Origin of the sequence: Pseudomonas sp. TH34 (genome assembly GCF_016650865.1) — a bacterium.
In the GTDB taxonomy this organism is placed as follows: domain Bacteria; phylum Pseudomonadota; class Gammaproteobacteria; order Pseudomonadales; family Pseudomonadaceae; genus Aquipseudomonas; species Aquipseudomonas yamanorum.
In genome coordinates, this window is record NZ_JAEKFB010000018.1 from 394,845 (window position 1) to 418,275 (window position 23,431).

The window sequence follows — 23,431 nt, forward strand, 5'->3', positions numbered from 1 at the left end:
TGGCGCCCCATGGGGCGCCATTTTTTTTTGTTTCTGGAAAAGGAGGTTTGGCTTTAGTGTGTGTCTGTTTAGAAACAAATTCGCGTGTGTGACTACACTCGCTGTCCATCCGATCAGGCAAATTACAAGATTTTATGACCATTCTCGCTTATCGCAGGGACATTGACGGCCTGCGTGCCATAGCTGTGCTCGCTGTTGTGCTGTTTCATTTTGGTGTACCGGGCTTTACCGGCGGCTTTGTCGGCGTCGACGTGTTTTTCGTGATCTCCGGCTACTTGATCACCTCGATCATCTGGCGCGAGCGTGAGGCCGGACGTTTCAGTTTTGTCAGCTTCTGGGCCCGTCGAGCGCGGCGCATCCTGCCGGCACTGTTCGTGATGATGCTCGGCACGCTGGTGGTGGGCTGGTTTCTGCTGGCGCCCAAGGATTACAGCGAGTTGGGGCGCTCGATACATAACCAGGTGGTGTTTATCTCCAACCTGTTTTTCATGCGCCAGGACGGTTACTTTGATGTGGCTTCCGATATCAAGCCGTTGCTGCATACCTGGTCATTATCGGTTGAAGAACAGTTCTACATCCTCTTCCCACTGCTGCTGACACTGCTGTCGAGCCGGCTCAAATATTGGCGTACGGCGCTGTTCGTGTTGCTACTGGTGTCGTTCGGCATGAGTACATGGGCGGTGGCCCACTCTCCGGAAAGAGCCTTTTTCCTGCTGCAGATGCGTGCCTGGGAGCTGTTGGCGGGCGCAATGCTGGCCGTGATACCGGTACGCGAGTACCGCGCGAGCCCGGCCTTGGCGCAGGCCGTCAGCCTTGCCGGCCTCGGCCTGATCCTGCTGGCGGTCTTCGCGTATGACCCGAGCACGCCGTTTCCCGGCGCCGCAGCGCTGTTGCCAGTGGTGGGCGTGGTCTGCCTGATTTGGGCCAACGGCCAGCAAACTACTCTGACGAGCAAGCTGCTGGGTAGCCGCTTGCTGGTGGGGATTGGCCTGATCTCCTACTCCTGGTACCTGTGGCACTGGCCGGTGTACGTGTTTGGCAAGTACGCCAGTGTCGACGGGCTGGGCACGTGGGAGCTTGGTGCACTGTTTGTATTGAGCCTGGTGCTGGGTTATGCGTCCTGGCGGTTTGTCGAGGCCCCGTTCCGTGAGCGTCGGCTGTTGGCAGGACGCAAGCAAATCCTGGTGGCGGCGGGTATCGCGTTGCTTGGGGTGGGACTGCTCGGCAAAGGCCTGGTCTTGACGAAGGGCTTGCCTTGGCGCCTGTCGCCCGAGGCGCTGCAATTTGCCCAGGCGCGCGAGTGGAGCCCGGACCTTATGGCCTGCCTGGTGGATGGTGGGAAAAATCGCCATCATGGATTTTGTCATTTCGGACCTCAGTCCGCGCCGACACGCGCGCTGGTCTGGGGCGATAGCCATGCCACGGCGCTGGTTCCGGCATTGCAAGACGGCGCGAGCAAATACGGTGTCAGCGTCACTCAGGCAGGGTATGCCGGCTGCCTGCCGTTTAATCGCAAGGAAAGCGTTCCAGGTTGCTTGAGCTTTAACCAGCGAGTCACCCAACTGCTGGGTCAGGAAACCTTTAGCGACGTAGTGCTGGCAGCGCGCTGGAGTCTTTATGTCTATGGGCAGCTCGATGGCGACACCGAGGCTTCACTGCTCAACCCGGCGACCGGTACTTATGATCGTGCTATCGCCGAGCAGCGTTTCGCCGAAAGCGTGCGCGCCCTTGTGCAGCAATTGCGCGCCAGCGGCCATCGTGTGTGGCTGGTCAAGGAAGTCCCGCTGCAGGAATTCAGTCCGCCTTACCGCCTCAGCCGGTTGGCGATGCTCGGTCGGCCCACCGACAAAGAAGGCATGCCCCTGGCTGAACACCTTCAGCGTCAGGCCTATATCAGTCAGGTATTCGAGCAAATCGCGGCGGCGGATCCCGGGGTAAAGATAATGGATCCGGCGCCCAAGCTATGCAGTGCGAATGACTGGTGTCGCGTGGAACTGGACGGTCAGTCGCTGTACACCGACGACAATCACCTCTCGGCGGTCGGTTCGCGGTATGTCGAGGCGTTCCTTGAACCGTTGTTCAAGGCCTTGCGCAATGAAACCCAGGCCTCGGCTCTTTGAGTCATTGTCGTCGGCAATGCTGCTCAATAAGCTGCCAGCGACCGTAAGAGCAGGTAGGATGTACGCCTATTTTACGGGTGGCATGGTTAATGAAATTCAAGGATCTTCGGGATTTCGTGCAGCAACTTGAGCAGCGCGGAGAGTTGAAACGTATCCAGGTGCCGATTTCCCCGGTCCTGGAGATGACTGAGATTTGCGACCGCACCTTGCGTAACAAGGGCCCGGCGCTGCTGTTCGAAAACCCGGTGGGCTTTGATATTCCGGTGCTCGGCAACCTGTTCGGCACCCCCGACCGCGTTGCGTTCGGCATGGGCGCCGAGTCCGTCAGCGAACTGCGGGAGATCGGCAAGCTGCTGGCCTTCCTCAAGGAGCCCGAGCCACCCAAGGGTCTGAAGGACGCCTGGTCGAAGCTGCCCATCTTCCGCAAGATCATCGCCATGGCCCCCAAGGTCGTAAAGGACGCGGTCTGCCAGGAAGTGGTCATCGAAGGCGATGACGTCGACCTCGGCATGCTCCCCGTGCAGACCTGTTGGCCTGGGGACGTCGGCCCGCTGATCACCTGGGGCCTGACCGTCACCAAAGGTCCGAACAAAGACCGCCAGAACCTCGGCATCTACCGTCAGCAAGTGATCGGCCGTAACAAGGTCATCATGCGCTGGCTGAGCCACCGTGGCGGCGCGCTGGATTTCCGTGAATGGTGCGAAAAACATCCCGGCAAGCCATTCCCTGTTTCGGTGGCCCTGGGCGCCGACCCGGCGACCATCCTCGGCGCCGTCACGCCAGTGCCCGACAGCCTTTCCGAGTACGCTTTCGCGGGCTTGTTGCGCGGTAACCGCACCGAGTTGGTGAAATGCCGTGGTAATGACCTGCAAGTGCCGGCCACCGCCGAAATCATCCTCGAAGGCGTGATTCACCCCGGCGAGATGGCCGATGAAGGCCCCTACGGCGACCATACCGGCTACTACAACGAAGTCGACAGTTTCCCGGTGTTCACCGTCGAGCGCATCACCCACCGGATCAAGCCGATCTACCACAGCACCTACACCGGCCGCCCGCCGGATGAGCCGGCGATCCTCGGCGTGGCGTTGAACGAAGTGTTTGTACCGATCCTGCAAAAGCAGTTTCCGGAAATCACCGACTTCTACCTGCCGCCCGAAGGCTGCTCGTACCGCATGGCCATCGTGACGATGAAGAAGTCGTACCCCGGCCACGCCAAGCGGGTAATGCTGGGTGTGTGGTCGTTTTTGCGACAGTTCATGTACACCAAGTTCGTTATTGTCACCGACGACGACATCAACGCCCGCGACTGGAACGACGTGATCTGGGCCATCACCACGCGCATGGACCCCAAGCGCGACACGGTGATGATCGATAACACGCCGATCGACTACCTCGACTTTGCCTCGCCGGTATCGGGCCTCGGCTCGAAAATGGGCCTGGATGCCACCCATAAATGGCCGGGTGAAACCACCCGCGAATGGGGCCGTGTGATCGTCAAGGACGAAGCGGTAACTGCCCGTGTGGATGCGCTCTGGAAAGAATTAGGAATAGATTGATGCGTGTAACCCTGCAGCCTTCCGGTGCGGTACTTGAACTGACGCCTGGCGAGCGGATTCTCGAAGGCGCGCGCCGCCTGGGCTACGATTGCCCTCAGGCGTGCCGCAATGGTGTGTGCCACGTATGTGCAGCGCTGCTGGTAGAGGGCCGGGTGCAACAAGCCGGTGAGGTGCGTGACCATGGCGAGTTCTATACCTGCATTGCCGAACCGCTGGAAGATTGCATTGTGTTGTGGGATGGCGTGCTGGCGCCGGGAGAGTTGCCGGTGCGCAAATTGTCTTGCCAACTGAGTGAATGTGTTGAAGTGGGCGGTGACGTGTGGCGCGTGCGCCTGCGGGCTCCCGCCGGCAAGGCTGTGCGTTACCACGCCGGGCAATACCTGATGATCGAACGGGAAAACGGCGAGAAGTCGGCGTTCTCCCTGGCCTCCGCACCCCACGCCGGGCGCGAGCTGGAACTGCACGTACTGGCCCGGGAAGACAGTGCTCGCAGCCTGCTTGAGCAGTTGCAGCGTAACCAGATGGCTCGCATCGAGATGCCGTTTGGCGACACCCACTTGGCCGAACTGCCCGACGGGCCGCTGGTGCTGATCGCCGCCGGTACCGGTATGGCGCAGATGCACAGCTTGATCGAACACTGCCGCGCCAGTGGTTTCAAGCACCCGGTGCACCTGTATTGGGGTGTACGTCGACCGGAAGACTTCTACGACATCGAGCACTGGGACCAGTGGCTGCAACTGCCCAACCTGTTCCTGCACAAAGTGGTCAGCGACCTGTGCGGGTGGGAAGGGCGCTGCGGGTTATTGCATGAAGCCGTGTGCGAAGACATCAGCGACCTCAAGGCCGTGCACGTCTACGCCAGCGGTTCACCGGCGATGATCTACGGCACCCTGGATGCGCTGGTCGAAGCCGGCATGGATGCACACCAGATGCGTGCTGACGTATTTGCCTACGCGCCCCGCCCGTAACGTGTGGCGAGGGAGCTTGGTCCCGCTGGGCTGCGCAGCAGCCCCAAAGCAGTCGCTGTGTTCTATCTGAAAGACCGCATGAACTTCAGGGGCCGCTTCGCGACCCAGCGGGAGCAAGCTCTCTCGCCACAGAAGCCCTTCAGCGGCTCAATCAGAAACGAACGCCCGTCGTCACCATCGCCGCATTGAACCCCAGCAACACCAACTCGGCGGCGACCGGCCCATAGTGAGTGCCCACCGAGGGTATGATCACTGGCGCCACCCCGAGCCCATTCAGTGGAATCTTGTCGCGGTACTTGCCGCGATAGCCCTGGATCACGCCGCCCGTCAGCTTCAAGTACACCGGGTAAGCGGTCATGTCGTAGCGTTTGCCGGCATAGGCGTAGTACGAACGCTGGCTGAACGAGTTGCGAAACGTCGCCCCGCCATACACCAGGCCTGACGCTTCATTGCGCTCCAGGCCGATCAGGTCCTGATTGTTGTTGTGGTCCTTGTCCGGCGAAAAATGCCGGGTGTAGACGCTCGTCTGGGCGTACCAGAAGCCTTTTTCGTCCTGGGGCGGCGCTTCCACCGCCAGGGCGGTGGTGGCCTGTGCCAGGAACAACAGGCTGGGAAGTCGGTATTTCATGGTGTGACCTCGATAGTCGGTTCGGTTGGCGGCTAAGTGGGTCGTGACAGGCGCCTATTTTGAAGGCTCGGCGTGCCTCCAGGCTGAACCTGCGCTGAAACTACAGGGATTGAGGCGGCCAATCCTGATGAGCGGAGCGGACCGGGCTTATGCATTCGCTTATTCTTTAAAGGTATTTAATTTGTTACATAAATATCATTAAGCTATATAACAACGGACTACCGACTTTCTGCCAATAACCAATAAATGACCGCCACCGTCCGCCACACGGATCGATCGTATGAGCTCAGAGCATTGACGTTCTGGCTTTTGATTCCAAGGGGAGCGGTATGGGGAGCAACAAGCAGCACCTGCTGTACACGGCGATTTTGTCGGCTAATTTGCTGACCGCTGTGGGATTCAGTCCAGTGGTAGCCGCTGAAACGGCCACTGGCGATGTACCCAAACTCGATACAGTCATCGTGACCGGCACTCGCGCCCAAGAGCGCACCGCCAGTGCTTCACTGTCACCCATCGATGTGATTTCCGGCGACACCTTGCGCAGCACCGGCTCAGATGAATTGGGCGCGGTACTTGCTCGTTTGATCCCGTCCATCAACTTTCCACGTCCGAGCCTGGTAGACGGCGCCGAACTGGTACGCCCGGCCCAGCTGCGCGGCCTTTCGCCGGACCAGGTATTGGTGCTGGTCAATGGCAAGCGCCGCCACACCAGCGCCTTCGTCAACCTCGGCGGCGCAGTGGGGCGCGGCTCGGCACCGGCGGATTTGAATGCCATCCCGTTGTCGGCGGTGGATCACATCGAAGTGCTGCGTGATGGCGCATCGGCCCGTTACGGCTCCGATGCGATTGCCGGGGTGATCAACGTGATCCTCAAGCATGACGACCACGGCGGCTCGATCACCAGCAAGTTTGGTGAGTACAAGAAGGGCGACGGTATCCAGCGCAATCTCAGCGGCAACACCGGTGTTGCGCTGGGCGATAACGGGTTTATCAACATCTCTGCCGAAGGCGCCGACAACGATTACACCAACCGCGCCGGCAAGGACCTGCGTCCGGGCAGCGTTGGTTCGACGACCTACGGCCAGCGGGTGTTCCGCCAGGGCGAGCCGGCCACCGACCAGGGCAAGCTGTTTCTCAACTCGGAATATTCCTTCAGCGATGCGGCCGAGTTCTATGCGTTTGGCGGCTACAGCAAGACCCGCGGCGAGACGGCGGCGTTCTACCGGGCCAGCAACGCGAGTAACAACATTCCAGCGCTCAACCCCAACGGCTACTTGCCGCTGATTCGCGGCGACGTGGAAGACACGTCCCTGGCGGTCGGTCTGCGCGGCCTGTTGGCCTATGACTGGCACTACGACGTGTCGGTGAACTACGGCAAGAACCAGTACCAGATCGGCACCGAAACCATCAACACTTCGCTGGGCCTGGCGACGCCGCGCAAGTTCGACAACGGCACCCTGGTCAATGACCAGAAGCAACTCAGCCTGGACCTGTCGCGGGAATTCAGCCTGGGCTGGTTGCCGTATCCGGTGTCGGTAGCGTTTGGTGGCGAATACCTGGACCAGGGTTATCAGATCAAGGCGGGTGACCCGGCGTCCTACTACCAGACCGGCAGTTCGGGCCTGGGCGGCTTCCGTGATTCCGACGCAGGCACCAGCACGCGCCATAACTGGGCGCAGTACCTGGACCTGGAAACCAACTTCACCGAAAAACTCAGCGCCTCGGCTGCCGTGCGTCATGAGGACTACAGTGATTTTGGTTCCAACGTCAGCGGCTCGCTCTCGGCGCGCTACGACTTCACCCCGCAAGTGGCGTTGCGCGGCAGTGTTTCCAACGGCTTCCGCGCGCCGTCCCTGGCGCAGCAGAACTTCGCCTACACCTCGTCGCAGCTGATCGGCAACACCATCCAGGAAGCCGGTACGTTCCCGGCCAACAGCCAGGTGGCGCGCCTGCTCGGTGCGGAGGACCTGAAAGCCGAGAAGTCCCGCAACTACAGCCTCGGCCTGGTGCTGGAGCCGACCGACAACCTGACCGTGACCGCCGACGTCTACCGTATCGACATCAGCGACCGCATCAGCCTGTCCTCCAACCTGGACCTGAGCAAAAACCCGGCTGCGCTGGCGTACCTGCAGGCCAACGGCGTCGGCAACATCAACTACACCACCGTGCGTTACTTCACCAACGCCACCGACACCACCACCAATGGCGTCGACCTGGTGGCCAACTATCGCTACCAGCTGGATAACGGTGTGCGCTGGAACAGCACCGTGGGCTACAACTACAACCACACCAAGGTCACCGACGTAAAAGCCAACCCGTCTGTACTGGATAGCCTGGGTGCGAGCCTGGTCCGGGTGGATCGTCGCGAACGCATCGGCCTGTTGGGCGACACCACACCCCAGCACAAGTTGAGCCTGGGTAACGACCTGAGCTTCGGCAATTGGGCGCTGCACAGTAATTTGGTGCGCTATGGTTCATTTACCAGCTACCAGGCGGACCCGGCCAACGACCAGAGCTTCAAGGCCGCTTGGTTGTTGGACCTGTCAGCCGACTACAAGCTGAAAAACTGGACCTTCACCGTTGGCGGCGACAACGTCACCGACAAGTACCCGGAAAAACTCAATGCCTACGCCAGCAGTGGTGGCAATTTGGCCTATAGCACTTTTTCGCCGTACGGTTACAGCGGCGCGTTCTATTACGGTAAAGTTGCTTACAACTGGTAACAGCTTCTCGTAACAACAAAGGAGACCTAAGCGATTTGCCATGACCGCCATTGAATCTGATCTTTTGCAATTGGCTTACCCTCCGCGGCTCGATCTGGGGCCGCAACTCACTCACGAACAGTTGATGAGCTCGATGCAAGCCACCATGGCTTTGCATAAGGGTGGGCCGGTCTGGCTATTCGCTTATGGTTCGCTGATCTGGCGGCCTGAATGTTCGTCGACACAACGCATGCGGGCGCGGGTCCATGGTTATCACCGCGGCTTGTACCTGTGGTCCCATGAGCACCGGGGCACGCCGGAAACACCGGGGTTGGTGTTTGGCCTGGATCGCGGTGGCTCGTGCAGCGGGTTTGCCTACCGCTTGCCGGAAGATCAGCTGGAGGCCTCGCTTTATGCCCTGTGGCAGCGCGAGATGCCTTACCCGTCCTACCGGCCACACTGGCTCACCTGCCGTCTTGAAGATGGCAGCCAGGTGCAGGCGTTGGGATTTGTTCTGGAACGGCACCTGCCCAGCTATGCCGGTAACTTGCCCGACATCGTGCTGAATCACGTGTTGCAAAGCGCTTGCGGGCGTTACGGGACCACTCGCGATTATGTCGAGCAGACCGTTAACGCCCTGCGTAGCCACGCCATGCCAGACAAGAATCTGGAGGCGCGGCTCAAGCGGTGTTCCAAAGGCACTGCTGGCGATTAACGCGCAGCACTGACGCTATTGGTGTGCCACAAGGTGGGGATCAGGAACGCGATTGCCAGCAGGCACGCGCCGATCAGCAGCACGAAACCACCGTCCCAACCGAAATGGTCAACGGTGTAGCCCATGGCCGCACTCGCTGCCACCGAACCACCCAGGTAACCGAACAGGCCCGTGAAGCCCGCTGCAGTACCGGCGGCTTTCTTCGGTGCCAGCTCCAGCGCCTGCAGGCCGATCAGCATCACCGGGCCGTAGATCAGGAAGCCGATGGAGAACAGCGCGATCATGTCGACCATCGGGTTGCCCGGCGGGTTGAGCCAGTAAACCAGGGTCGCGACGGTCACCAAGCCCATGAACACAATGCCCGTCAGGCCACGGTTGCCACGGAAGATCTTGTCCGACATCCAGCCGCACAGCAGTGTGCCCGGAATGCCTGCCCATTCGTAGAAGAAGTACGCCCACGAGGTTTTATCCACGTCGAAGTGCTTGGCTTCCTTGAGGTACGTCGGGGCCCAGTCCAGTACGCCGTAGCGCAGCAGGTAGACGAAGACGTTGGCGAAGGCGATGTACCACAGCATTTTGTTGCGCAGCACGTACTTGACGAAGATTTCCTTGGCGCTGAATTCGTCTTCGTGGCTGGCGTCGTAGCCTTCCGGGTAATCGTTCTTGTATTGCTCGATCGGTGGCAGGCCCACCGATTGCGGGGTGTCGCGCATGGTGATGAAGGCAAATGCCGCCACCAGCAGGGCCACGGTGGCCGGGACGTAGAACGCCGCGTGCCAGTCGTTGAACCACGCCATGCCCAGCAGGAACAGCGGGCCGATCAAGCCGCCGCCGACGTTATGCGCCACGTTCCATACGGAAACCACGCCGCCGCGTTCCTTCTGCGACCACCAGTGCACCATGGTCCGCCCACTTGGCGGCCAGCCCATGCCCTGGGCCCAACCGTTGATGAACAGCAAAATGAACATCATGGTCACGCTGGACGTTGCCCAAGGCGCGAAACCGAAAATGAACATCACCCCGGCGGACACCAGGAGGCCGAAGGGCAGGAAGTAGCGCGGGTTGGAGCGGTCGGACACCAGGCCCATGAGGAACTTGGACAGGCCGTAGGCAATTGCAATCGCCGACATCGCCAGGCCCAACTGGCCACGGGTGTAACCCTCGTCGATCAGGTACGGCATGGCCAGGGAGAAGTTCTTGCGCAGCAGGTAGTACCCGGCGTAACCGAAGAAAATACCGGCGAAGATCTGCCAGCGCAGGCGTCGGTACGTGCTGTCTATTTTTTCTTCAGGCAGGGGCGCCTGGTGTGCGGCAGGGCGGAAGAAAGCAAACATTCAAGAGCTCCAAATTTCTTGTTTTGACTGCGGATGCGAATGTTACAGTTTCGTTACCGAAAATAGCACCGCCTCTTATCTGCGGGCATAGGAATTGAGTGCAATTGCATGTTCTTTTACGAACATGTCGCTTGCAGGCAAGTGAGGGGCGCTTTCAGGTTTGGATGTGTCTGGATGTAACTAGATTGGCCAATGATCAGGGGCCGATGGCCGCCACGTCGCCCGGAAGCAGGTGTTCCTGGACTTTCTGGCTGCGGGACTCCACCAGTTGGCCCTGTTCGTCGAAGCGCAACACGATCAGCCAGTCATATACATTTTCCGGCCATTTCTTCATGCCGGTGAGCGCCGGGCCGTCACCGCCAAAGGCTTCGATCAACTTGTCGATATGCCCGTGGTGCCAGGCGATCAATACGGTCTGGGCTTGGTTGGACTTGCGCAGGGACTTCACCAGCTTGCCGACTTGGTCGTCGGAGTAGGGTGTTTCAAGCGGGAGCTGCAGGCGCTGGGCCAGCGGTGTCAGGGTCAGGCGAGGGCGGGAGCTTTCCTTGCTGTCGCTGGTAGCGATCAGCCGCTGGGGCACTACGGAGATGCCGTTCAACAGCAGCGGGTCGAAATAGCTGGCATAGGCTGCCGCCCTTTGTTCGCCTTTGGGGCTTAGCAACGGGCCTTCATCGGGTTTTTCCGCGTGGCGCACGATCAGCACCGTCACATTGCTCAGCCCACGTACATCCTGGTCTTCTTTATGGGCAAGGGCTTGGGCCGACACCACCATCAAGACCCCCAGAAACAGTGCGCGCAGCCGTGTGACCATTTTTCTTCCTGCCAATGAATAGTGCCTCGGCCGATCATGGGCCCAGGCACCCCGTGGACAAAATGAAACAATCGTCAGCGTAGCTGTACCACGACCTTGCCGACGGCCTTTCGCTGGCCGAGGTCATTAATCGCCTGCGCGGCCTGCTCCAACGGGTACACCTGGGACACCAACGGCTTCAGCTTGCCTTCCGCAAACCAGCCGAACAGTTGCTGGAAGTTGGCAGCATTGTCCTGCGGCTGGCGCTGGGCAAACGAGCCCCAGAACACACCGACCACTGCCGCGCCCTTGAGCAGCGCCAGGTTCACCGGCAACTCCGGAATGCGCCCGCTGGCAAAGCCCACCACCAGCAGCCGGCCATTCCAGGCGATGCCGCGAACGGCCTGGTCAAACAGGTCGCCGCCCACCGGGTCGTAAATCACATCCACGCCGTTGCCGCCGGTCAGGCGTTTGATTTCGTCCTTGAGGCTGGCTTCGCTGTAGTTGATCAACTCATCGGCTCCGGCCGCCTTGGCCACCGCCAGTTTGTCGGCGCTGCTGGCAGCGGCGATCACCCGGGCGCCCATGGCCTTGCCGATCTCCACTGCGGCCAGGCCGACACCGCCGGAAGCACCGAGCACCAACAAGGTTTCCCCAGGTTGCAGGTTGGCCCGCTGCTTCAATGCGTGCATCGACGTGCCGTAGGTCATGCTGAACGCGGCGGCAGTGTTGAATTCCATGCTCGGCGGGATCGGCAGCACGTTGTAGCCCGGCACGGCGACCTGCTCGGCGAAGCTGCCCCAGCCGGTCAACGCCATCACCCGGTCACCGACCTTCAGGTGGCTGACGTTCTCACCGACCTGGCTGACCACGCCCGCCGCTTCACCGCCCGGCGAAAACGGGAAGGGCGGCTTGAACTGGTATTTACCCTCGATGATCAGGGTGTCCGGGAAATTGACCCCGGCGGCATGCACGTCCAACAGGATTTCGTTCTTCTTGATCGCCGGGCTTTCGACGTCTTCCAGCACCAGGGTTTCGGCGGGGCCGAAGGCTTTGCACAGCACAGCTTTCATCGGACTATTCCTTTTGGCGTGTTGGCCGATAAGTGTAGGTGGGCAGGGCGACGGGTCAACGAGCATGCCCCGGCCTGATAAGTCGCCATAAGCTTGTGCTCAGGGCTGCTAGCGTTATGCTACTGGGCAACCGAATTGAGGAATGAATTGTGAAAGCGTGGATCCTGTTGATGCTGGCCCTGACACTGCCGACGGCAGCCCTGGCCGAAGAAGCCAAAGAAGGCGACGCGCCGAAGGTCAGCTATATCAGCCTGAGCCCGCCGTTTGTCGGTAACTACGGCCTGGATGGCACCGCGAAGCTGAAGGTATTCAAGGCGGATATCGCCCTGCGTGTCACCGGCCCTGAGGCGGCGGCCGCCGTCAAAGCCAACGATGCGTTGATTCGCAACCAGTTGGTGGCGCTGTTTACTCAGCAAACCAGCGACGCTATGAGCAGCGTTGATGGGAAGGAAAAACTGCGCCAGGAAGCCCTGAAGCAGACCCAGCAAGTAATGAACGACGAGACCGGCAAGCCGCAGGTTGAGGATTTGTTGTTCAACAACCTGATCATCCAGTAAGCCGGTCTCTTCGCGCCCTTCGCGAGCAAGCCCGCTCCCACACTTGACCGAGTTCTAACATGAGAATGCGGTTGAATGTGGGAGCGGGCTTGCTCGCGAAGAGGCCCTGACAGGCAACTCAGGAAGCCAGGCTCTTCCTGAACCGCGCCAACGCCACCGCAAAGAACAACAACCCAATCCCCGCCAGCGCCAGCAAGTCCGGCCACACCACGCTCAAGCCGGCATCGCGGAACAGAATCGCCGCACTCAAACTCACGAAGTGTGTCGACGGCGAGCCCTGCATCACCCATTGCAACCACTGCGGCATGCTGTCCAGCGGCGTGCTGCCGCCGGACAACAACAGCATCGGAATAATCACCGGGATCGCCAGCAGTCCGAACTGCGGCGTCGAGCGGGCGAGGGTGGCGAGGAAGATGCCCAAGGCGGTGCTGGCAAACAGGTACAACGCCGTCACCAGCAAAAACAACGTCAGCGACCCGGCCAGCGGCACACCGAGCAAACCTTTCACCACCACCTCCAGCGACAGCCATGTGCACAGCACCACCACCAGCATGTTGCTCCAGATTTTCGCCAGCATGATTTCCAGCGCCGTCAGTGGCAGCACCAGCAGATGGTCGAGGGTGCCGTGTTCCCGCTCACGCAGCAGCGCGGTGCCGGTCAGCACGATGGCGAGAATGGTGATGTTGTTGACGATCTGGATTACGGCGAGAAACCAGCCACCTTCCAGATTGGTATTGAACAGCGCCCGGGTGGTCAGCAGCGCAGGGCTCTTTTGGGCTGCATCAGCCTGGCCGCCATAGGTCAGCAATTCCCGCTGGAAAATCCGCCCGATATACCCGGCGCCCATGAATGCCTGGCTCATGGCCGTGGCATCGACGTTGACCTGTACCCCCGGCTGGCGCCCGGCCAACAGGTCGGCCTGGAAGTTCGCCGGCACGTTGATCACGAAGGTGTACTGGCCGCTGTCCATCACCTTGTCCAACTGGTCGTAGGGCAATGGTACCGCGGCCTGGAACTCCGGCGGTTGCAGGGCTTCGGCCAGTTGCCGGGACAGCGCGCTGTGATCCTCATCCACAAAGGCCACGCTCGCGTTGTGCACGCCGATCACCGAACCGGCGGCGGGCATATAGATGGCGACGGTGAAGGCGTAGAACAGGAACAGCAGCAACACGCTGTCGTGGCGCAGGCTGGTCAGTTCCTTGATGCCGAGGCGCAGGATATGGGCGAACTTGTGCATCTCAGGCCTCCTGCTTCTTGAGCATGATCAGGCTAAGCCCGGTGAACCCCAGGAAGAACCCGAACAGCGCCAGGCACTGCGGCCACAACTGGCGCAGGTCGAGGGCCTTGGTAAAGGTGCCCACGGCAATGTCGAGGAAGTAGCCCGCCGGGAACAGCATGCCCATCAACGCGGCGGCGCCTTCCAGGGACGAGCGCGGCACGATCAGCCCGGAGAACTGAATGGTCGGCAGACTGGTGATGATCATGGTGCCGAGGATCGCCGCGATCTGGGTGCGGGTGAACGCGGAAATCAGCAGGCCCATGCTGGTGGTGGCCAGCACATACAGCAGGCCGCCGAAGGCCAGGGTCACGCCGCTGCCTTTGAACGGCACGCCGAACAGCCAGCGGTTCATCGCCACCAGCAGCCCCAGGTTGATCAGGCTCACGGCCAGGTACGGCGCCTGCTTACCCAGCAGAAACTCCAGGCGGGTCAGCGGCGTGGCGTAGAAGTTGGTGATCGAGCCCAGTTCCTTTTCGCGCACGATCCCCAGGGCCGTAAGCATCGCCGGGATGAAGGCGAGGATCAGCGCCATCACGCCCGGGCCGATGGCGTTCACGCTGACCACGTCCTGGTTGTAGCGAAAGCGGGTTTCCAGTTTGGCGGCGGCCTGTTGGTTGAGAGGTGTGCTGTTCAGTTCGGCCAGTTGTTGGAGATTGGCTTGGTGCACGGCCTCGACATAATTGCGGCTGGTTTCCGCGCGAAACGGCATGCCGCCATCGAGCCAGGCGGCCACGGCGGGTTGGCGGCCGGCGTAGAGGTCACGGCCGAAACCCGGTGGGATTTCCAGCGCCAGTTTGATTTCCGAGCGTTGCAGGCGTTTGTGCAGCTCGTTGGAATCGGTGATCGGCGGCTGTTCGGCGAAGTAACGGGAACTGCGAAAGGATTCCAGGTAGGCGCGGCTTTGCGGCGTTTGATCCTGGTCGTAGACAGCGAAGGCGAGCTTTTCCACGTCCAGGGAAATGCCGTAGCCGAAGATCACCATCATGAAAATCGCGCCCAGCAGGGCGAAGGCCATGCGCACTTTGTCCCGTAGCAGTTCCTTGCCTTCGCGGCTGGCCACGGCCAACAGGCGGGCGAGGCTGAACCCGCGTTTGCTGACGGGCGGCGTCATGGGTTCGCTGACGGTTTCGGTGGGCGCGGTTGCCGCTTCGGGCGCACCTTGGGCCTGTTCCAGGCAGGTGACGAACGCCGCTTCCAGGGTCTCGCCGTGGAATAGCTGTTGCAGCGCGTCCGGTGTGTCGCAGGCCAGTACCTTACCCGCGTGCATCAGCGAGATCCGGTCGCAGCGCTGGGCCTCGTTCATGAAGTGCGTGGACAGGAAGATCGTCACGACCTGCTCCCGGGACAGCTCGATCAGCAATCGCCAGAAATCATCCCGCGCGGCCGGGTCGACACCCGAGGTCGGCTCATCGAGGATCAGCACTTCCGGGCGATGCAGCACCGCCACCGCCAGGGACAAACGCTGACGCAAACCCAATGGCAACTCGCCGGAAGGCTGTTCGGCAACATCGCCCAGGTCAAAACGCTCGATCAACTCATCAATGCGCTGGCCGCTTTCAGCCTTCGGCAGGTCGAACAACTGCGCATGCAACACCAGGTTCTGGCGCACGCTGAGCTCGCCGTACAGCGAGAAGCTTTGCGACATGAAACCCACGCGCTTGCGGGTCGCCAGGTCCTTGGCGTTGACCGGGTTGCCCAGCAGCGTGGCGGTACCCTCGGTGGCGGGCATCAGGCCGGTGAGGACTTTCATGGTGGTGGTCTTGCCGCAGCCGTTGGAGCCGAGGAAGCCGAAGATCTCGCCCCGGCCAATGGCGAAGCTGACCTTGTCCACCGCCGTGAAATCGCCGAAGCGCAAGGTCAGGTCGTGGGCTTCAATGGCGATGTCGGTGTTGTCGCTTTGCCGTGGCGGAATCACCAGCGGTTCGTTGTTATGGGTACTGTCGCCCTGGAAATGGGTGAAGGCTTCGTCCAGTTTGCCGCTGGGTGTCGCAGCGGCCAGTTCACTGCTCAGTCCGTCGGCGATCAGCTTGCCGCGGTCGAGCATCAGGCAGTGTTCGAACTGCTCGGCTTCCTCCATGTAGGCCGTGGCCACCAGCAGTGTCAGTTGCGGGCGTTCGCTGCGTACGGTTTCCACCAGCTCCCAGAAGCGCCGACGGGACAGCGGGTCGACGCCGGTGGTGGGTTCGTCGAGGATCAACAAATCCGGGTCGTGGATCAGTGCGCAGCACAGGCCGAGTTTCTGTTTCATGCCGCCGGAGAGTTTGCCGGCGGGGCGCTCGGCGAAGCGCGCGAGGTCGGTGGCCAGCAGCAGGTTGTGCATGCGCTGGTCGCAATCGGCTTTCGACAGGCCGAACAGCGTGGCGAAGAAGCGGATGTTCTCGCTGATGGACAGCTCGGGGTACAGGTTACCGCCCAGGCCTTGGGGCATGAAGGCGATGCGCGGGTACAGGCTGTTGCGATGGCGGCGGTCTTCGATGGAGCCGCCGAGCACGTCCAGTTGACCTTCCTGAAGCTTTTTAACCCCGGCAATCAATCCCAGCAAACTCGACTTGCCGGCGCCGTCCGGGCCGATCAGGCCGCAGCGGGTGCCCGCGGGCAGGCTGAAGGCGATGTCGATCAGCGCCTGTTGCTTGCCGTAGCGATGGTTGATCCCCGTGGCGTGCAGCGCCAGGCCGCTCATTGCAGGTTGGCCGGCCAGTCCAGGTCAGCGGTGCGCACGTAACCGGCGCCGGGCATGCCCGGTTTGGCTTGGGGCACGGCGCTCGGTTGGGTCAGGCGCAGTTTGACCCGGAACACCAGCTTCTGGCGCTCGTCGCGGGTTTCCACTTCCTTGGGGGTGAACTGCGACTTGGCCGCGACAAAGCTGATTTTCGCCGGCAGCGGTTGCTTCGGCAGGGCGTCGAGGACGATCCGCGCTTCACTGCCGACGGTCAGGGCGCCGGTTACCGAAGCGGGCAGATACAGGTTCATGTATTGGTCGTCGGGGTCTATCAGCAGCAACACTCGGCCACCGGCACCGAGCACTTCGCCGGGTTCGGCCAGGCGTAGCTGGATGATGCCGTCGATGGGCGCCCGCAGGCTGCTGTCTTCGATTTCGCTGGTGAGCTGGGCGACTTGGGCCTGGGCGGCGCCGATGGCGGCCTTCACCGAATTGACCTGGGCTTGGGCGGCGACCACGGCGGCGTTGCCGGTGTTCTGTCGGGCTTGCTGCTGGTCGATCAACTGTCCGCTGGCGAAGCCGCGTTTGTACAGTTCCTGGGTGCGCTTGAGTTCCTGGCTGGCCAGCAGTTGTTCGCTCTGGCGCAGTTGCACATTGGCTTGGGCGGCAGCGAAATTCTCTTTGGCCCGCAACACTTCGGCTTCGGCCTGGGCGCGCTGGGCTTCCAGGGTGCGGGTGTCCATGCGCGCCAGCAGTTGGCCCTTGAGCACCTTGTCGCCTTCGTCCACCCGTACCTCGGCGAGGCGCCCAGGGATCTTGGCGGCGATCTGCACTTCAGTCGATTCCAGCCGGCCATTGCCCATGCTCAAGCCTTCGGGCAGGCGGTCCTGGGTGGATTGCCAATAGCCAAAGCCGCCGGCGGCCAGGAGCAAGACAATCAATGGAATGGCGAAAAGATGGGAGGTGCGGTGGTTCGTCGACATGGGTGCATCCTGCGGCGTTAGCGTCCTAGTTTGACCGATCCTGCCCGAAGGCCCTTGATGCGGGTCAAATGAAGCGCCAGCCTAACCCGGTTGGCGCACAGATGCATGCGCCATGGGCGTGACCGCAGGGTTCTGCTGTTCAGCGCAGGCCGAGTACGGCGGCCCACTGCTCCGCGGTGACAGGCATCACCGAAAGGCGGCTGCCTTTTTGCACCAGGGGCAACTCGGCGAGGGCGGTTTGCTGTTTCAGATAGCCCAGCCCCAGGACTTTCGGGAAGGTCTCGACGTGGGCGACATTGATCGCGCTCCACGGGTTTTTTTCAGGGCTGGCCTTGGCGTCAAAGTAATGGCTGTCAGGCTCCAGCGCGGTCGGGTCCGGGTACGCCGCCTCGATGATTTTACCGATGCCGGCAATCCCTGGCTCCGGGCAGCTGGAGTGATAAAAGAAGAACTGGTCACCCACCGCCATCGCGCGCAGGAAGTTACGCGCCTGATAGTTGCGCACCCCATCCCAACGGGCTTCGCCGAGCTTTTCCAGGCCCTTGATGGACAGTTCATCGGGCTCGGATTTCATCAGCCAATAGGCCATGTTTTCGCTCCTCAAAAGTCGATTGGGAAAGTTGTCCGGCAATTTTATGACAAACCGACGGTCGGTTGACGTCAAGGTTTGCGTGTTGGTTCACGTTAACGCAGAATGCCGGGGTTTTGAGCTTGACGCAGCTGGCACGGACTACTTATGGAACGTTGCTGTCATCGTGTGCAAGATGCCTGAAGGGGGGCAATCGATGAAACGCAAACCGGATTTACTATGGATATTGGTCATTTTGTTTGGTCTTGGTGTCGTGACCACCGGCTATGCGCAGAGCTTGTGGTCGAACAAGACTGACGCACCGATTGAACTCGCACAGCAACAGCCGCAACCGTTCAAGCGCTGACCCGTCTTCAAGGCGCTGCTGATTCCAGTAGCGTCTCTGCTATATACCAATCCTTATCGGTGACTGTGCCCTCAAGCGGTACATCCCAGCTTGCCTGCGCCAATCGTTCAACCTTCTGGCATTCATGGGCCAGGCCCAATAGCGTCGGCTTGCGCCAGGATTTCCGGCGGGCCATGTAGGCCAGGCTGCGGTCATAGAAACCGCCGCCCATGCCCAGCCGTCCGCCCACGTCATCGAAGCCCACCAGCGGCAACAGCACCAGGTCCAGCGCCCAGACCTTGCGTTGCCGGCTGACATTCACCTGTGGCTCAAGGATGCGAAAACGGTTAGGGCTCAGCTTTTCGCCGGGCCGTACGCGCTGGAACACCATCTTGGTTCGCGGCCACGCGCTGAGCACCGGCAGGTACGTCGCCTTGCCGCGGCGCTGTGCAGCGCGCAGCAGCAGGCGCGGATCGATTTCACCGTCCGTCGGTAGATACAAGGAGATGTGTTTGGCCCGGCGAAACAGCGGGTGCTGGGCCAGTTGCCGATACAGGCCCAGGGCGGCCTGGCGTTGCTCGCTGGGCGTCAGGGCGCGGCGGGCTTTGCGCAGCATGCGTCGAAGTTGCGGGCGGGAAAGCGGCGCAGGTTCGGTCATGGTTTTCGGCTCATAAAACAATGCCAGTCCTAGGACTGGCATTGGATTTGGGAATCAGGCTCCCCGACAGAACCGCTGTCGACTTAGCCCTTGAACCCGAAAGTTCAAGGTGGAAGAAACAGTAGGCTTTAAGGCTTTCCGTCTAGCGGACATGCACACCAGCCCAACGTGTAACTTCCAGGGTAGTGCGAATCGGCTCAGGGACATCGCCGACTGGCAAGCACGCCAGGGAGTGGGGCGAGTATACCCGAAACCGACGCCGCAATCAGCCCTTGGGTGGCTCTGGATCGGTAGAAAGTACCAGATCAACCCGCTCCAGCAGGTCGCGCACCTGCTCGCGCGTCGAGCCGCTGGCCTGCACGTCAGGCCGTTCCTGCTTATGCAGTAAATCGTGAGTAATGTTCAGGGCGGCCATCACCGCGATGCGATCGGCGCCGATGACTTTGCCGCTGCTGCGGATTTCACGCATCTTGCCGTCCAGGTAGCGGGCAGCGCTCACCAGGTTGCTGCGTTCTTCCTGTGGGCAGATGATCGAATATTCTTTGTCGAGAATCTGCACGGTGACGCTATTGCTTGAACTCATGAGTCTTGCTCCAGGGCCTTCAGGCGCGAAATCATCGATTCGACCTTACGCCGGGCGATTTCGTTTTTTTCAATGAGGTGAGCGCGTTCCTCGCGCCAGGTCTTTTCCTGAGCTAATAGGAGTCCGTTTTGGCTCTTAAGTTGCTCGACCCGGTTAATTAGCAGCTCGAGTCTGGCCATCAGCGCTTGCAGGTCGGTGTCTTCCATTGGGTTCCACTGGATTTGTCTGATGAATGGCAACTGCTGGATAAACGATCTGACGCCCTCGATAGTCTTGGTACGTCTGCCGATGCTAGGATACAGCGCTTCATTCTAGACATTGCGCCGCCTGGCGCCTAGCTCACCATGCCTATTCAGAATTCCCCGTACGATGCTTTTTCCAAACTGCTGAGCTCCAGCGGTCATCCTTGCTCGCCTGCCGAGTTGCACGGCGTGCTGCTGGGTCGCAGTTGCACCGGTGTCGGCTTTGATGCCGACAACTGGCTGGCCGACGTCGCCGAGCTGCTGGAAACCGAGCCCACCGAGAACGTGCGCAACGCCCTCATCGGCTTGCAAGAGATGGTCAAAGGCGAGCTGACCGGTGATGACGTCACCGTCGTGTTGCTGCTGCCGACCGATGACGCGCCGCTCACCGAGCGCGCCGCAGCGCTGGGCCAATGGTGCCAAGGCTTCCTCCATGGTTTCGGCGTGAACGCCGGCGGCCTGGACCTGAGCACCGATGCCCAGGAAGTGCTGCAAGACCTGGCCGCCATCTCCCAGGTGCAAGACGCCCTGGAAGAGTCCGAAGACGGCGAAAGCGACTACATGGAAGTCATGGAATACCTGCGCGTCGCGCCGCTGCTGCTGTTCACCGAGACCCGTAAATCGGCTGAGCCCGCTGCACCCAAGCCGTCGCTGCACTAAGAAAGGAAGCCCATCTGCCCATGATCCATATCCCCAAAGCGGAATACACCCGGCGCCGCAAGGCGCTCATGGCGCAGATGGAACCCAACAGCATCGCCATCCTGCCGGCGGCTGCGGTGGCCATCCGCAACCGTGACGTCGAGCACGTCTACCGCCAGGACAGCGACTTCCAGTACCTGAGCGGCTTCCCCGAACCGGAAGCGGTCATTGTGCTGATGCCCGGCCGCCAGCACGGCGAGTACGTGCTGTTCTGCCGCGAACGCAATGCCGAGCGCGAACTGTGGGACGGCCTGCGAGCGGGCACCGAAGGCGCGATCCGCGATTTTGGCGCCGATGACGCATTCCCGATTACCGATATCGACGACATCCTGCCCGGCCTGATCGAAGGCCGCGACCGGGTGTATTCAGCCATGGGCAGCAATGCCGAATTCGACCGGCACCTGATGGAGTGGATCAACGTGATCCGCTCTAAAGCGCACCTCGGCGCCCAGCCGCCGAATGAATTTGTTGCCCTGGATCATCTGCTTCACGACATGCGCCTGTATAAATCGGCGGCAGAAGTGAAGGTGATGCGCGAGGCGGCGCGGATTTCCTGTGCGGCCCATGTGCGGGCAATGCAAGCCAGTCGCGCCGGGTTGTATGAGTTCAGCCTTGAGGCGGAGCTCGACTACGAGTTTCGCAAAGGCGGGGCGAAGATGCCGGCCTATGGCTCCATCGTCGCCTCGGGGCGCAACAGCTGCATCCTGCATTACCAGCAGAATGACGCGGTGCTCAAGGATGGCGATCTGGTACTGATTGACGCCGGTTGCGAGATCGACTGCTACGCCAGCGACATCACCCGTACCTGGCCGGTGAGCGGAAAGTTCTCTGCTGAACAAAAGGCGATTTACGAAATCGTGCTGGCTTCCCAGGAAGCCGCCTTTGCCGAAATCGCCCCGAACAAGCATTGGAACCAGGCCCATGAGGCGACGGTGCAAGTGATCACTGCCGGGCTGGTGAAGCTGGGATTGTTGCAGGGTGACGTCGACGAGCTGATCGCCAGCGAAGCCTATAAAGCCTTCTACATGCACCGCGCTGGCCACTGGCTGGGGATGGATGTGCACGATGTGGGCGAATACAAGGTAGGCGGTGAGTGGCGGGTGCTGGAAGTCGGCATGGCGCTGACCGTGGAGCCGGGGATTTACGTGTCGCCGGACAACCAGAACGTGGCGAAGAAATGGCGTGGCATTGGCGTACGCATCGAGGACGACGTGGTGGTGACCAAGCAAGGCTGTGAAATTCTGACCGGTGGCGTGCCCAAGTCCGTCGCCGAGATCGAAGCGCTGATGGCGGGTGCCCGATGAGCCGGGTCAATCTGGCGATTATCGGCGGCGGCCTGGTGGGCGCCAGCCTCGCGTTGGCGTTGCAGGCCGGGGCCAAGGCCCGTGGCTGGAAGATCGTGCTGATCGAGCCGTTTGCCCCCGGCGACAGTTACCAGCCGAGCTATGACGCGCGTTCTTCGGCACTGTCTTTTGGCGCGCGGCAGATTTATCAACGGTTGGGCGTCTGGCAGGAAATCTCCCGTCGCGCCGAGCCGATCAAGCAGATTCATGTGTCGGACCGTGGCCGCTTCTCCACTGCGCGCCTGTCGGCGATGGAAGAAGGCGTGCCCGCCCTCGGCTACGTGGTGGAAAACGCCTGGCTGGGCCAATGCCTGTGGCAAGGCCTGGACAAGGAGGTGGTCAGTTGGCGCTGCCCGGCGGAAGTCACCCGCATGGAGCCGCTTGCCGATGGCTACCGCCTGACCCTCAATGACGAAACCGTGCTGGAGTGCGACCTCGCGGTGCTGGCCGATGGCGGCCGTTCCGGCTTGCGCGAACAACTGGGCATCGGCGTTAAAAAGCGGCCGTACAACCAGAGTGCGCTGATCGCCAACATCACCCCAAGCGAAGCCCACAACGGCGAGGCGTTCGAGCGGTTCACCGAAGAAGGGCCGATGGCCTTGCTGCCGTTGCCGGACAACCGTTGCGCGCTGGTCTGGACCCGCATCGGCATGGACGCCAAGCGCCTGGCCGAGCTGGACGAGCGCAGCTTCCTGAGTGAGTTGCAGGGCGTGTTCGGTTACCGCCTGGGTACCCTCAAGCAGGTCGGCGCACGTCACTTGTACCCGCTGACCCTTGTGGAAGCCGAAGAGCAAGTGCGCTCCCATCTGGCGGTGCTCGGTAATGCCGCCCACAGCCTGCACCCGATTGCCGGTCAGGGCTTCAACCTGTCCCTGCGGGATGCCTACGCGCTCGCCGAGGCGCTGCTGGCCGGGCCTGCGATCCCTGGCGACCTGGCGACACTGCAGGCGTACCGCGAGCGTCAGCGCATGGACCAGAAACTCACCGTCGGCTTCTCCGACCAAGTCACCCGTCTGTTTGGCAGTGCGCAACCGTTGGTAGCGCTGGGCCGCAACATGGGGTTGTTGGGTCTGGACCTGCTGCCGCCGGCCAAGCGCTGGTTCGCGCGTCAGGCCATGGGCCTGGGCACTCGTCCCGATGCGTGAGTGGCTGACCCAACGCCTGGGCAAGGCGCGGCTGTTGCGCTGGATCATGACCTTGTACCCGCCGTACCTCGGGGCCGGAGTCCGGGTGTTGCACATCGGCAGCGATTTTCGCGAGGTCAAGGTGCGCATGGGCCTGGGCTGGTACAACCGCAATTACGTCGGCACGCAGTTTGGCGGCAGCCTGTATTCGATGGTCGACCCGTTCTACATGCTGATGCTGATGGAGAATCTGGGGCGCGATTACATTGTCTGGGACAAGGCTGCGGCCATCGATTTCATCTCGCCGGGCAAAGGCCCGGTGTTTGCCGAATTTTCCATCGACCAAGGGTTGCTGGACGAGATTCGCCAGCACACCGCCGGCGGCGAGAAATACTTGCCGCAGCTCAAGGTGCAGATTCATGACGGCTCCGGCACCCTGGTGGCGCGGGTCGACAAAACCCTTTACGTGCGGCGCAAGCCGCAAGCGAGACAGGCTTAAAGCAT

Annotated in this window: 22 protein-coding genes and 1 other RNA gene; 11 read left to right on the top strand and 12 right to left on the bottom strand. The window is 61.2% G+C overall.

What is annotated here, in order from left to right; genetic code table 11:
- Positions 1–134 precede the first annotated feature (134 nt).
- From JFU58_RS12550 to JFU58_RS12560, 3 genes are all read left to right on the top strand, one after another.
- Positions 135–2,120: an acyltransferase family protein gene (locus JFU58_RS12550; protein WP_201140810.1), complete on the top strand. Its 1,986-nt coding sequence runs from the start codon at positions 135–137 to the stop codon at positions 2,118–2,120.
- An 89-nt stretch (positions 2,121–2,209) separates the two neighbouring features.
- Positions 2,210–3,676 (top strand): 4-hydroxy-3-polyprenylbenzoate decarboxylase, encoded by a 1,467-nt coding sequence (gene ubiD, locus JFU58_RS12555; RefSeq protein WP_017476626.1) that lies wholly within the window; start codon positions 2,210–2,212, stop codon positions 3,674–3,676.
- Entirely contained in the window at positions 3,676–4,644 is a 969-nt protein-coding gene (locus tag JFU58_RS12560; protein ID WP_003213981.1) for a CDP-6-deoxy-delta-3,4-glucoseen reductase, read from the top strand. Before ubiD ends, JFU58_RS12560 begins: the two co-directional genes overlap by 1 nt.
- Positions 4,645–4,795: 151 nt before the next feature.
- On the opposite strand, the gene JFU58_RS12565 is transcribed toward JFU58_RS12560, so the two are convergent.
- Positions 4,796–5,272 carry a hypothetical protein gene (locus JFU58_RS12565; RefSeq protein WP_063026355.1) on the bottom strand — a complete coding sequence of 159 codons (477 nt, stop codon included), beginning with the start codon at positions 5,270–5,272 and terminating at the stop codon, positions 4,796–4,798.
- A 329-nt stretch (positions 5,273–5,601) separates the two neighbouring features.
- Between JFU58_RS12565 and JFU58_RS12570 the strand changes: the two genes are divergently transcribed.
- Together JFU58_RS12570 and JFU58_RS12575 are read left to right on the top strand one after the other, a co-directional pair.
- Positions 5,602–7,995, top strand: a complete 2,394-nt coding sequence (locus JFU58_RS12570; protein WP_201140812.1) for a TonB-dependent receptor plug domain-containing protein — start codon at positions 5,602–5,604, stop codon at positions 7,993–7,995.
- Between the two features lie 40 nt (positions 7,996–8,035).
- A complete protein-coding gene (locus tag JFU58_RS12575; protein WP_063026359.1) occupies positions 8,036–8,689 on the top strand; it encodes a gamma-glutamylcyclotransferase in 654 nt (217 codons plus the stop codon).
- On the opposite strand, the gene glpT is transcribed toward JFU58_RS12575, so the two are convergent.
- The 3 genes from glpT to JFU58_RS12590 form a co-directional block, all read right to left on the bottom strand.
- Positions 8,686–10,023, bottom strand: a complete 1,338-nt coding sequence (glpT, locus tag JFU58_RS12580) for a glycerol-3-phosphate transporter (RefSeq protein WP_063026361.1) — start codon at positions 10,021–10,023, stop codon at positions 8,686–8,688. The genes JFU58_RS12575 and glpT overlap by 4 nt on opposite strands.
- A 196-nt stretch (positions 10,024–10,219) precedes the next feature.
- Positions 10,220–10,834: a flagellar basal body-associated protein FliL gene (locus JFU58_RS12585; protein ID WP_201140814.1), complete on the bottom strand. Its 615-nt coding sequence runs from the start codon at positions 10,832–10,834 to the stop codon at positions 10,220–10,222.
- Between the two features lie 74 nt (positions 10,835–10,908).
- The gene (locus JFU58_RS12590) at positions 10,909–11,886 is read right to left on the bottom strand and encodes an NADPH:quinone oxidoreductase family protein (RefSeq protein ID WP_093203856.1); all 978 of its coding nucleotides are present in this window, start codon (positions 11,884–11,886) and stop codon (positions 10,909–10,911) included.
- 149 nt (positions 11,887–12,035) lie between these two features.
- Here JFU58_RS12590 and JFU58_RS12595 point away from each other — a divergent pair, with 149 nt between their 5' ends.
- Positions 12,036–12,443, top strand: coding sequence for a flagellar basal body-associated protein FliL (locus JFU58_RS12595; protein ID WP_063026367.1), 408 nt, complete (start codon positions 12,036–12,038; stop codon positions 12,441–12,443).
- 118 nt (positions 12,444–12,561) lie between these two features.
- On the opposite strand, the gene JFU58_RS12600 is transcribed toward JFU58_RS12595, so the two are convergent.
- The 4 genes from JFU58_RS12600 to JFU58_RS12615 all read right to left on the bottom strand — a co-directional run bounded on the left by JFU58_RS12600 (position 12,562) and on the right by JFU58_RS12615 (position 17,953).
- Entirely contained in the window at positions 12,562–13,680 is a 1,119-nt protein-coding gene (locus JFU58_RS12600; RefSeq protein ID WP_201140816.1) for an ABC transporter permease, read from the bottom strand.
- 1 nt (position 13,681) lies between these two features.
- The gene (rbbA, locus tag JFU58_RS12605; RefSeq protein ID WP_201140818.1) at positions 13,682–16,402 is read right to left on the bottom strand and encodes a ribosome-associated ATPase/putative transporter RbbA; all 2,721 of its coding nucleotides are present in this window, start codon (positions 16,400–16,402) and stop codon (positions 13,682–13,684) included.
- Complete coding sequence (locus JFU58_RS12610) at positions 16,399–17,364, bottom strand: HlyD family secretion protein (RefSeq protein ID WP_201140820.1); 966 nt, start codon at positions 17,362–17,364, stop codon at positions 16,399–16,401. Before JFU58_RS12610 ends, rbbA begins: the two co-directional genes overlap by 4 nt.
- A 139-nt stretch (positions 17,365–17,503) precedes the next feature.
- Positions 17,504–17,953, bottom strand: coding sequence for an EVE domain-containing protein (locus tag JFU58_RS12615; RefSeq protein ID WP_063026375.1), 450 nt, complete (start codon positions 17,951–17,953; stop codon positions 17,504–17,506).
- A 196-nt stretch (positions 17,954–18,149) separates the two neighbouring features.
- Between JFU58_RS12615 and JFU58_RS12620 the strand changes: the two genes are divergently transcribed.
- Entirely contained in the window at positions 18,150–18,299 is a 150-nt protein-coding gene (locus JFU58_RS12620; RefSeq protein ID WP_003213959.1) for a hypothetical protein, read from the top strand.
- Positions 18,300–18,306: 7 nt separating this feature from the next.
- Here the strand turns inward: JFU58_RS12620 and JFU58_RS12625 are convergent, their stop codons facing one another.
- The 4 genes from JFU58_RS12625 to JFU58_RS12640 all read right to left on the bottom strand — a co-directional run bounded on the left by JFU58_RS12625 (position 18,307) and on the right by JFU58_RS12640 (position 19,725).
- Positions 18,307–18,936, bottom strand: coding sequence for a 5-formyltetrahydrofolate cyclo-ligase (locus JFU58_RS12625; protein WP_093203865.1), 630 nt, complete (start codon positions 18,934–18,936; stop codon positions 18,307–18,309).
- A 56-nt stretch (positions 18,937–18,992) separates the two neighbouring features.
- Positions 18,993–19,171, bottom strand: a non-coding RNA gene (ssrS, locus tag JFU58_RS12630) — 6S RNA.
- Positions 19,172–19,201: 30 nt separating this feature from the next.
- Positions 19,202–19,519 carry a cell division protein ZapA gene (locus JFU58_RS12635; protein ID WP_003213956.1) on the bottom strand — a complete coding sequence of 106 codons (318 nt, stop codon included), beginning with the start codon at positions 19,517–19,519 and terminating at the stop codon, positions 19,202–19,204.
- Positions 19,516–19,725: a TIGR02449 family protein gene (locus JFU58_RS12640; protein WP_003213954.1), complete on the bottom strand. Its 210-nt coding sequence runs from the start codon at positions 19,723–19,725 to the stop codon at positions 19,516–19,518. Before JFU58_RS12640 ends, JFU58_RS12635 begins: the two co-directional genes overlap by 4 nt.
- Positions 19,726–19,863: 138 nt before the next feature.
- Between JFU58_RS12640 and JFU58_RS12645 the strand changes: the two genes are divergently transcribed.
- From JFU58_RS12645 to JFU58_RS12660, 4 genes are read left to right on the top strand one after another with little or no spacing between them, the layout of a single operon-like run.
- Positions 19,864–20,421 carry a YecA/YgfB family protein gene (locus JFU58_RS12645; RefSeq protein WP_003213952.1) on the top strand — a complete coding sequence of 186 codons (558 nt, stop codon included), beginning with the start codon at positions 19,864–19,866 and terminating at the stop codon, positions 20,419–20,421.
- Positions 20,422–20,441: 20 nt separating this feature from the next.
- Entirely contained in the window at positions 20,442–21,764 is a 1,323-nt protein-coding gene (gene pepP, locus JFU58_RS12650; protein ID WP_017476610.1) for a Xaa-Pro aminopeptidase, read from the top strand.
- Positions 21,761–22,948, top strand: a complete 1,188-nt coding sequence (gene ubiH, locus JFU58_RS12655; protein ID WP_201140822.1) for a 2-octaprenyl-6-methoxyphenyl hydroxylase — start codon at positions 21,761–21,763, stop codon at positions 22,946–22,948. Before pepP ends, ubiH begins: the two co-directional genes overlap by 4 nt.
- The gene (locus JFU58_RS12660; protein ID WP_063026385.1) at positions 22,941–23,426 is read left to right on the top strand and encodes a DUF4442 domain-containing protein; all 486 of its coding nucleotides are present in this window, start codon (positions 22,941–22,943) and stop codon (positions 23,424–23,426) included. The genes ubiH and JFU58_RS12660 overlap by 8 nt, the downstream gene beginning before the upstream one ends.
- Positions 23,427–23,431: the final 5 nt, after the last annotated feature.

Coding starts and splice junctions, on each gene's coding strand:
- JFU58_RS12550 (WP_201140810.1), top strand. CDS start 135: ATGACCATTCTCGCTTATCGCAGGGACATTGACGGCCTGCGTGCCATA.
- ubiD (WP_017476626.1), top strand. CDS start 2,210: ATGAAATTCAAGGATCTTCGGGATTTCGTGCAGCAACTTGAGCAGCGC.
- JFU58_RS12560 (WP_003213981.1), top strand. CDS start 3,676: ATGCGTGTAACCCTGCAGCCTTCCGGTGCGGTACTTGAACTGACGCCT.
- JFU58_RS12565 (WP_063026355.1), bottom strand. CDS start 5,272: ATGAAATACCGACTTCCCAGCCTGTTGTTCCTGGCACAGGCCACCACC.
- JFU58_RS12570 (WP_201140812.1), top strand. CDS start 5,602: ATGGGGAGCAACAAGCAGCACCTGCTGTACACGGCGATTTTGTCGGCT.
- JFU58_RS12575 (WP_063026359.1), top strand. CDS start 8,036: ATGACCGCCATTGAATCTGATCTTTTGCAATTGGCTTACCCTCCGCGG.
- glpT (WP_063026361.1), bottom strand. CDS start 10,023: ATGTTTGCTTTCTTCCGCCCTGCCGCACACCAGGCGCCCCTGCCTGAA.
- JFU58_RS12585 (WP_201140814.1), bottom strand. CDS start 10,834: ATGGTCACACGGCTGCGCGCACTGTTTCTGGGGGTCTTGATGGTGGTG.
- JFU58_RS12590 (WP_093203856.1), bottom strand. CDS start 11,886: ATGAAAGCTGTGCTGTGCAAAGCCTTCGGCCCCGCCGAAACCCTGGTG.
- JFU58_RS12600 (WP_201140816.1), bottom strand. CDS start 13,680: ATGCACAAGTTCGCCCATATCCTGCGCCTCGGCATCAAGGAACTGACC.
- rbbA (WP_201140818.1), bottom strand. CDS start 16,402: ATGAGCGGCCTGGCGCTGCACGCCACGGGGATCAACCATCGCTACGGC.
- JFU58_RS12610 (WP_201140820.1), bottom strand. CDS start 17,364: ATGTCGACGAACCACCGCACCTCCCATCTTTTCGCCATTCCATTGATT.
- JFU58_RS12615 (WP_063026375.1), bottom strand. CDS start 17,953: ATGGCCTATTGGCTGATGAAATCCGAGCCCGATGAACTGTCCATCAAG.
- JFU58_RS12620 (WP_003213959.1), top strand. CDS start 18,150: ATGAAACGCAAACCGGATTTACTATGGATATTGGTCATTTTGTTTGGT.
- JFU58_RS12625 (WP_093203865.1), bottom strand. CDS start 18,936: ATGACCGAACCTGCGCCGCTTTCCCGCCCGCAACTTCGACGCATGCTG.
- JFU58_RS12635 (WP_003213956.1), bottom strand. CDS start 19,519: ATGAGTTCAAGCAATAGCGTCACCGTGCAGATTCTCGACAAAGAATAT.
- JFU58_RS12640 (WP_003213954.1), bottom strand. CDS start 19,725: ATGGAAGACACCGACCTGCAAGCGCTGATGGCCAGACTCGAGCTGCTA.
- JFU58_RS12645 (WP_003213952.1), top strand. CDS start 19,864: ATGCCTATTCAGAATTCCCCGTACGATGCTTTTTCCAAACTGCTGAGC.
- pepP (WP_017476610.1), top strand. CDS start 20,442: ATGATCCATATCCCCAAAGCGGAATACACCCGGCGCCGCAAGGCGCTC.
- ubiH (WP_201140822.1), top strand. CDS start 21,761: ATGAGCCGGGTCAATCTGGCGATTATCGGCGGCGGCCTGGTGGGCGCC.
- JFU58_RS12660 (WP_063026385.1), top strand. CDS start 22,941: ATGCGTGAGTGGCTGACCCAACGCCTGGGCAAGGCGCGGCTGTTGCGC.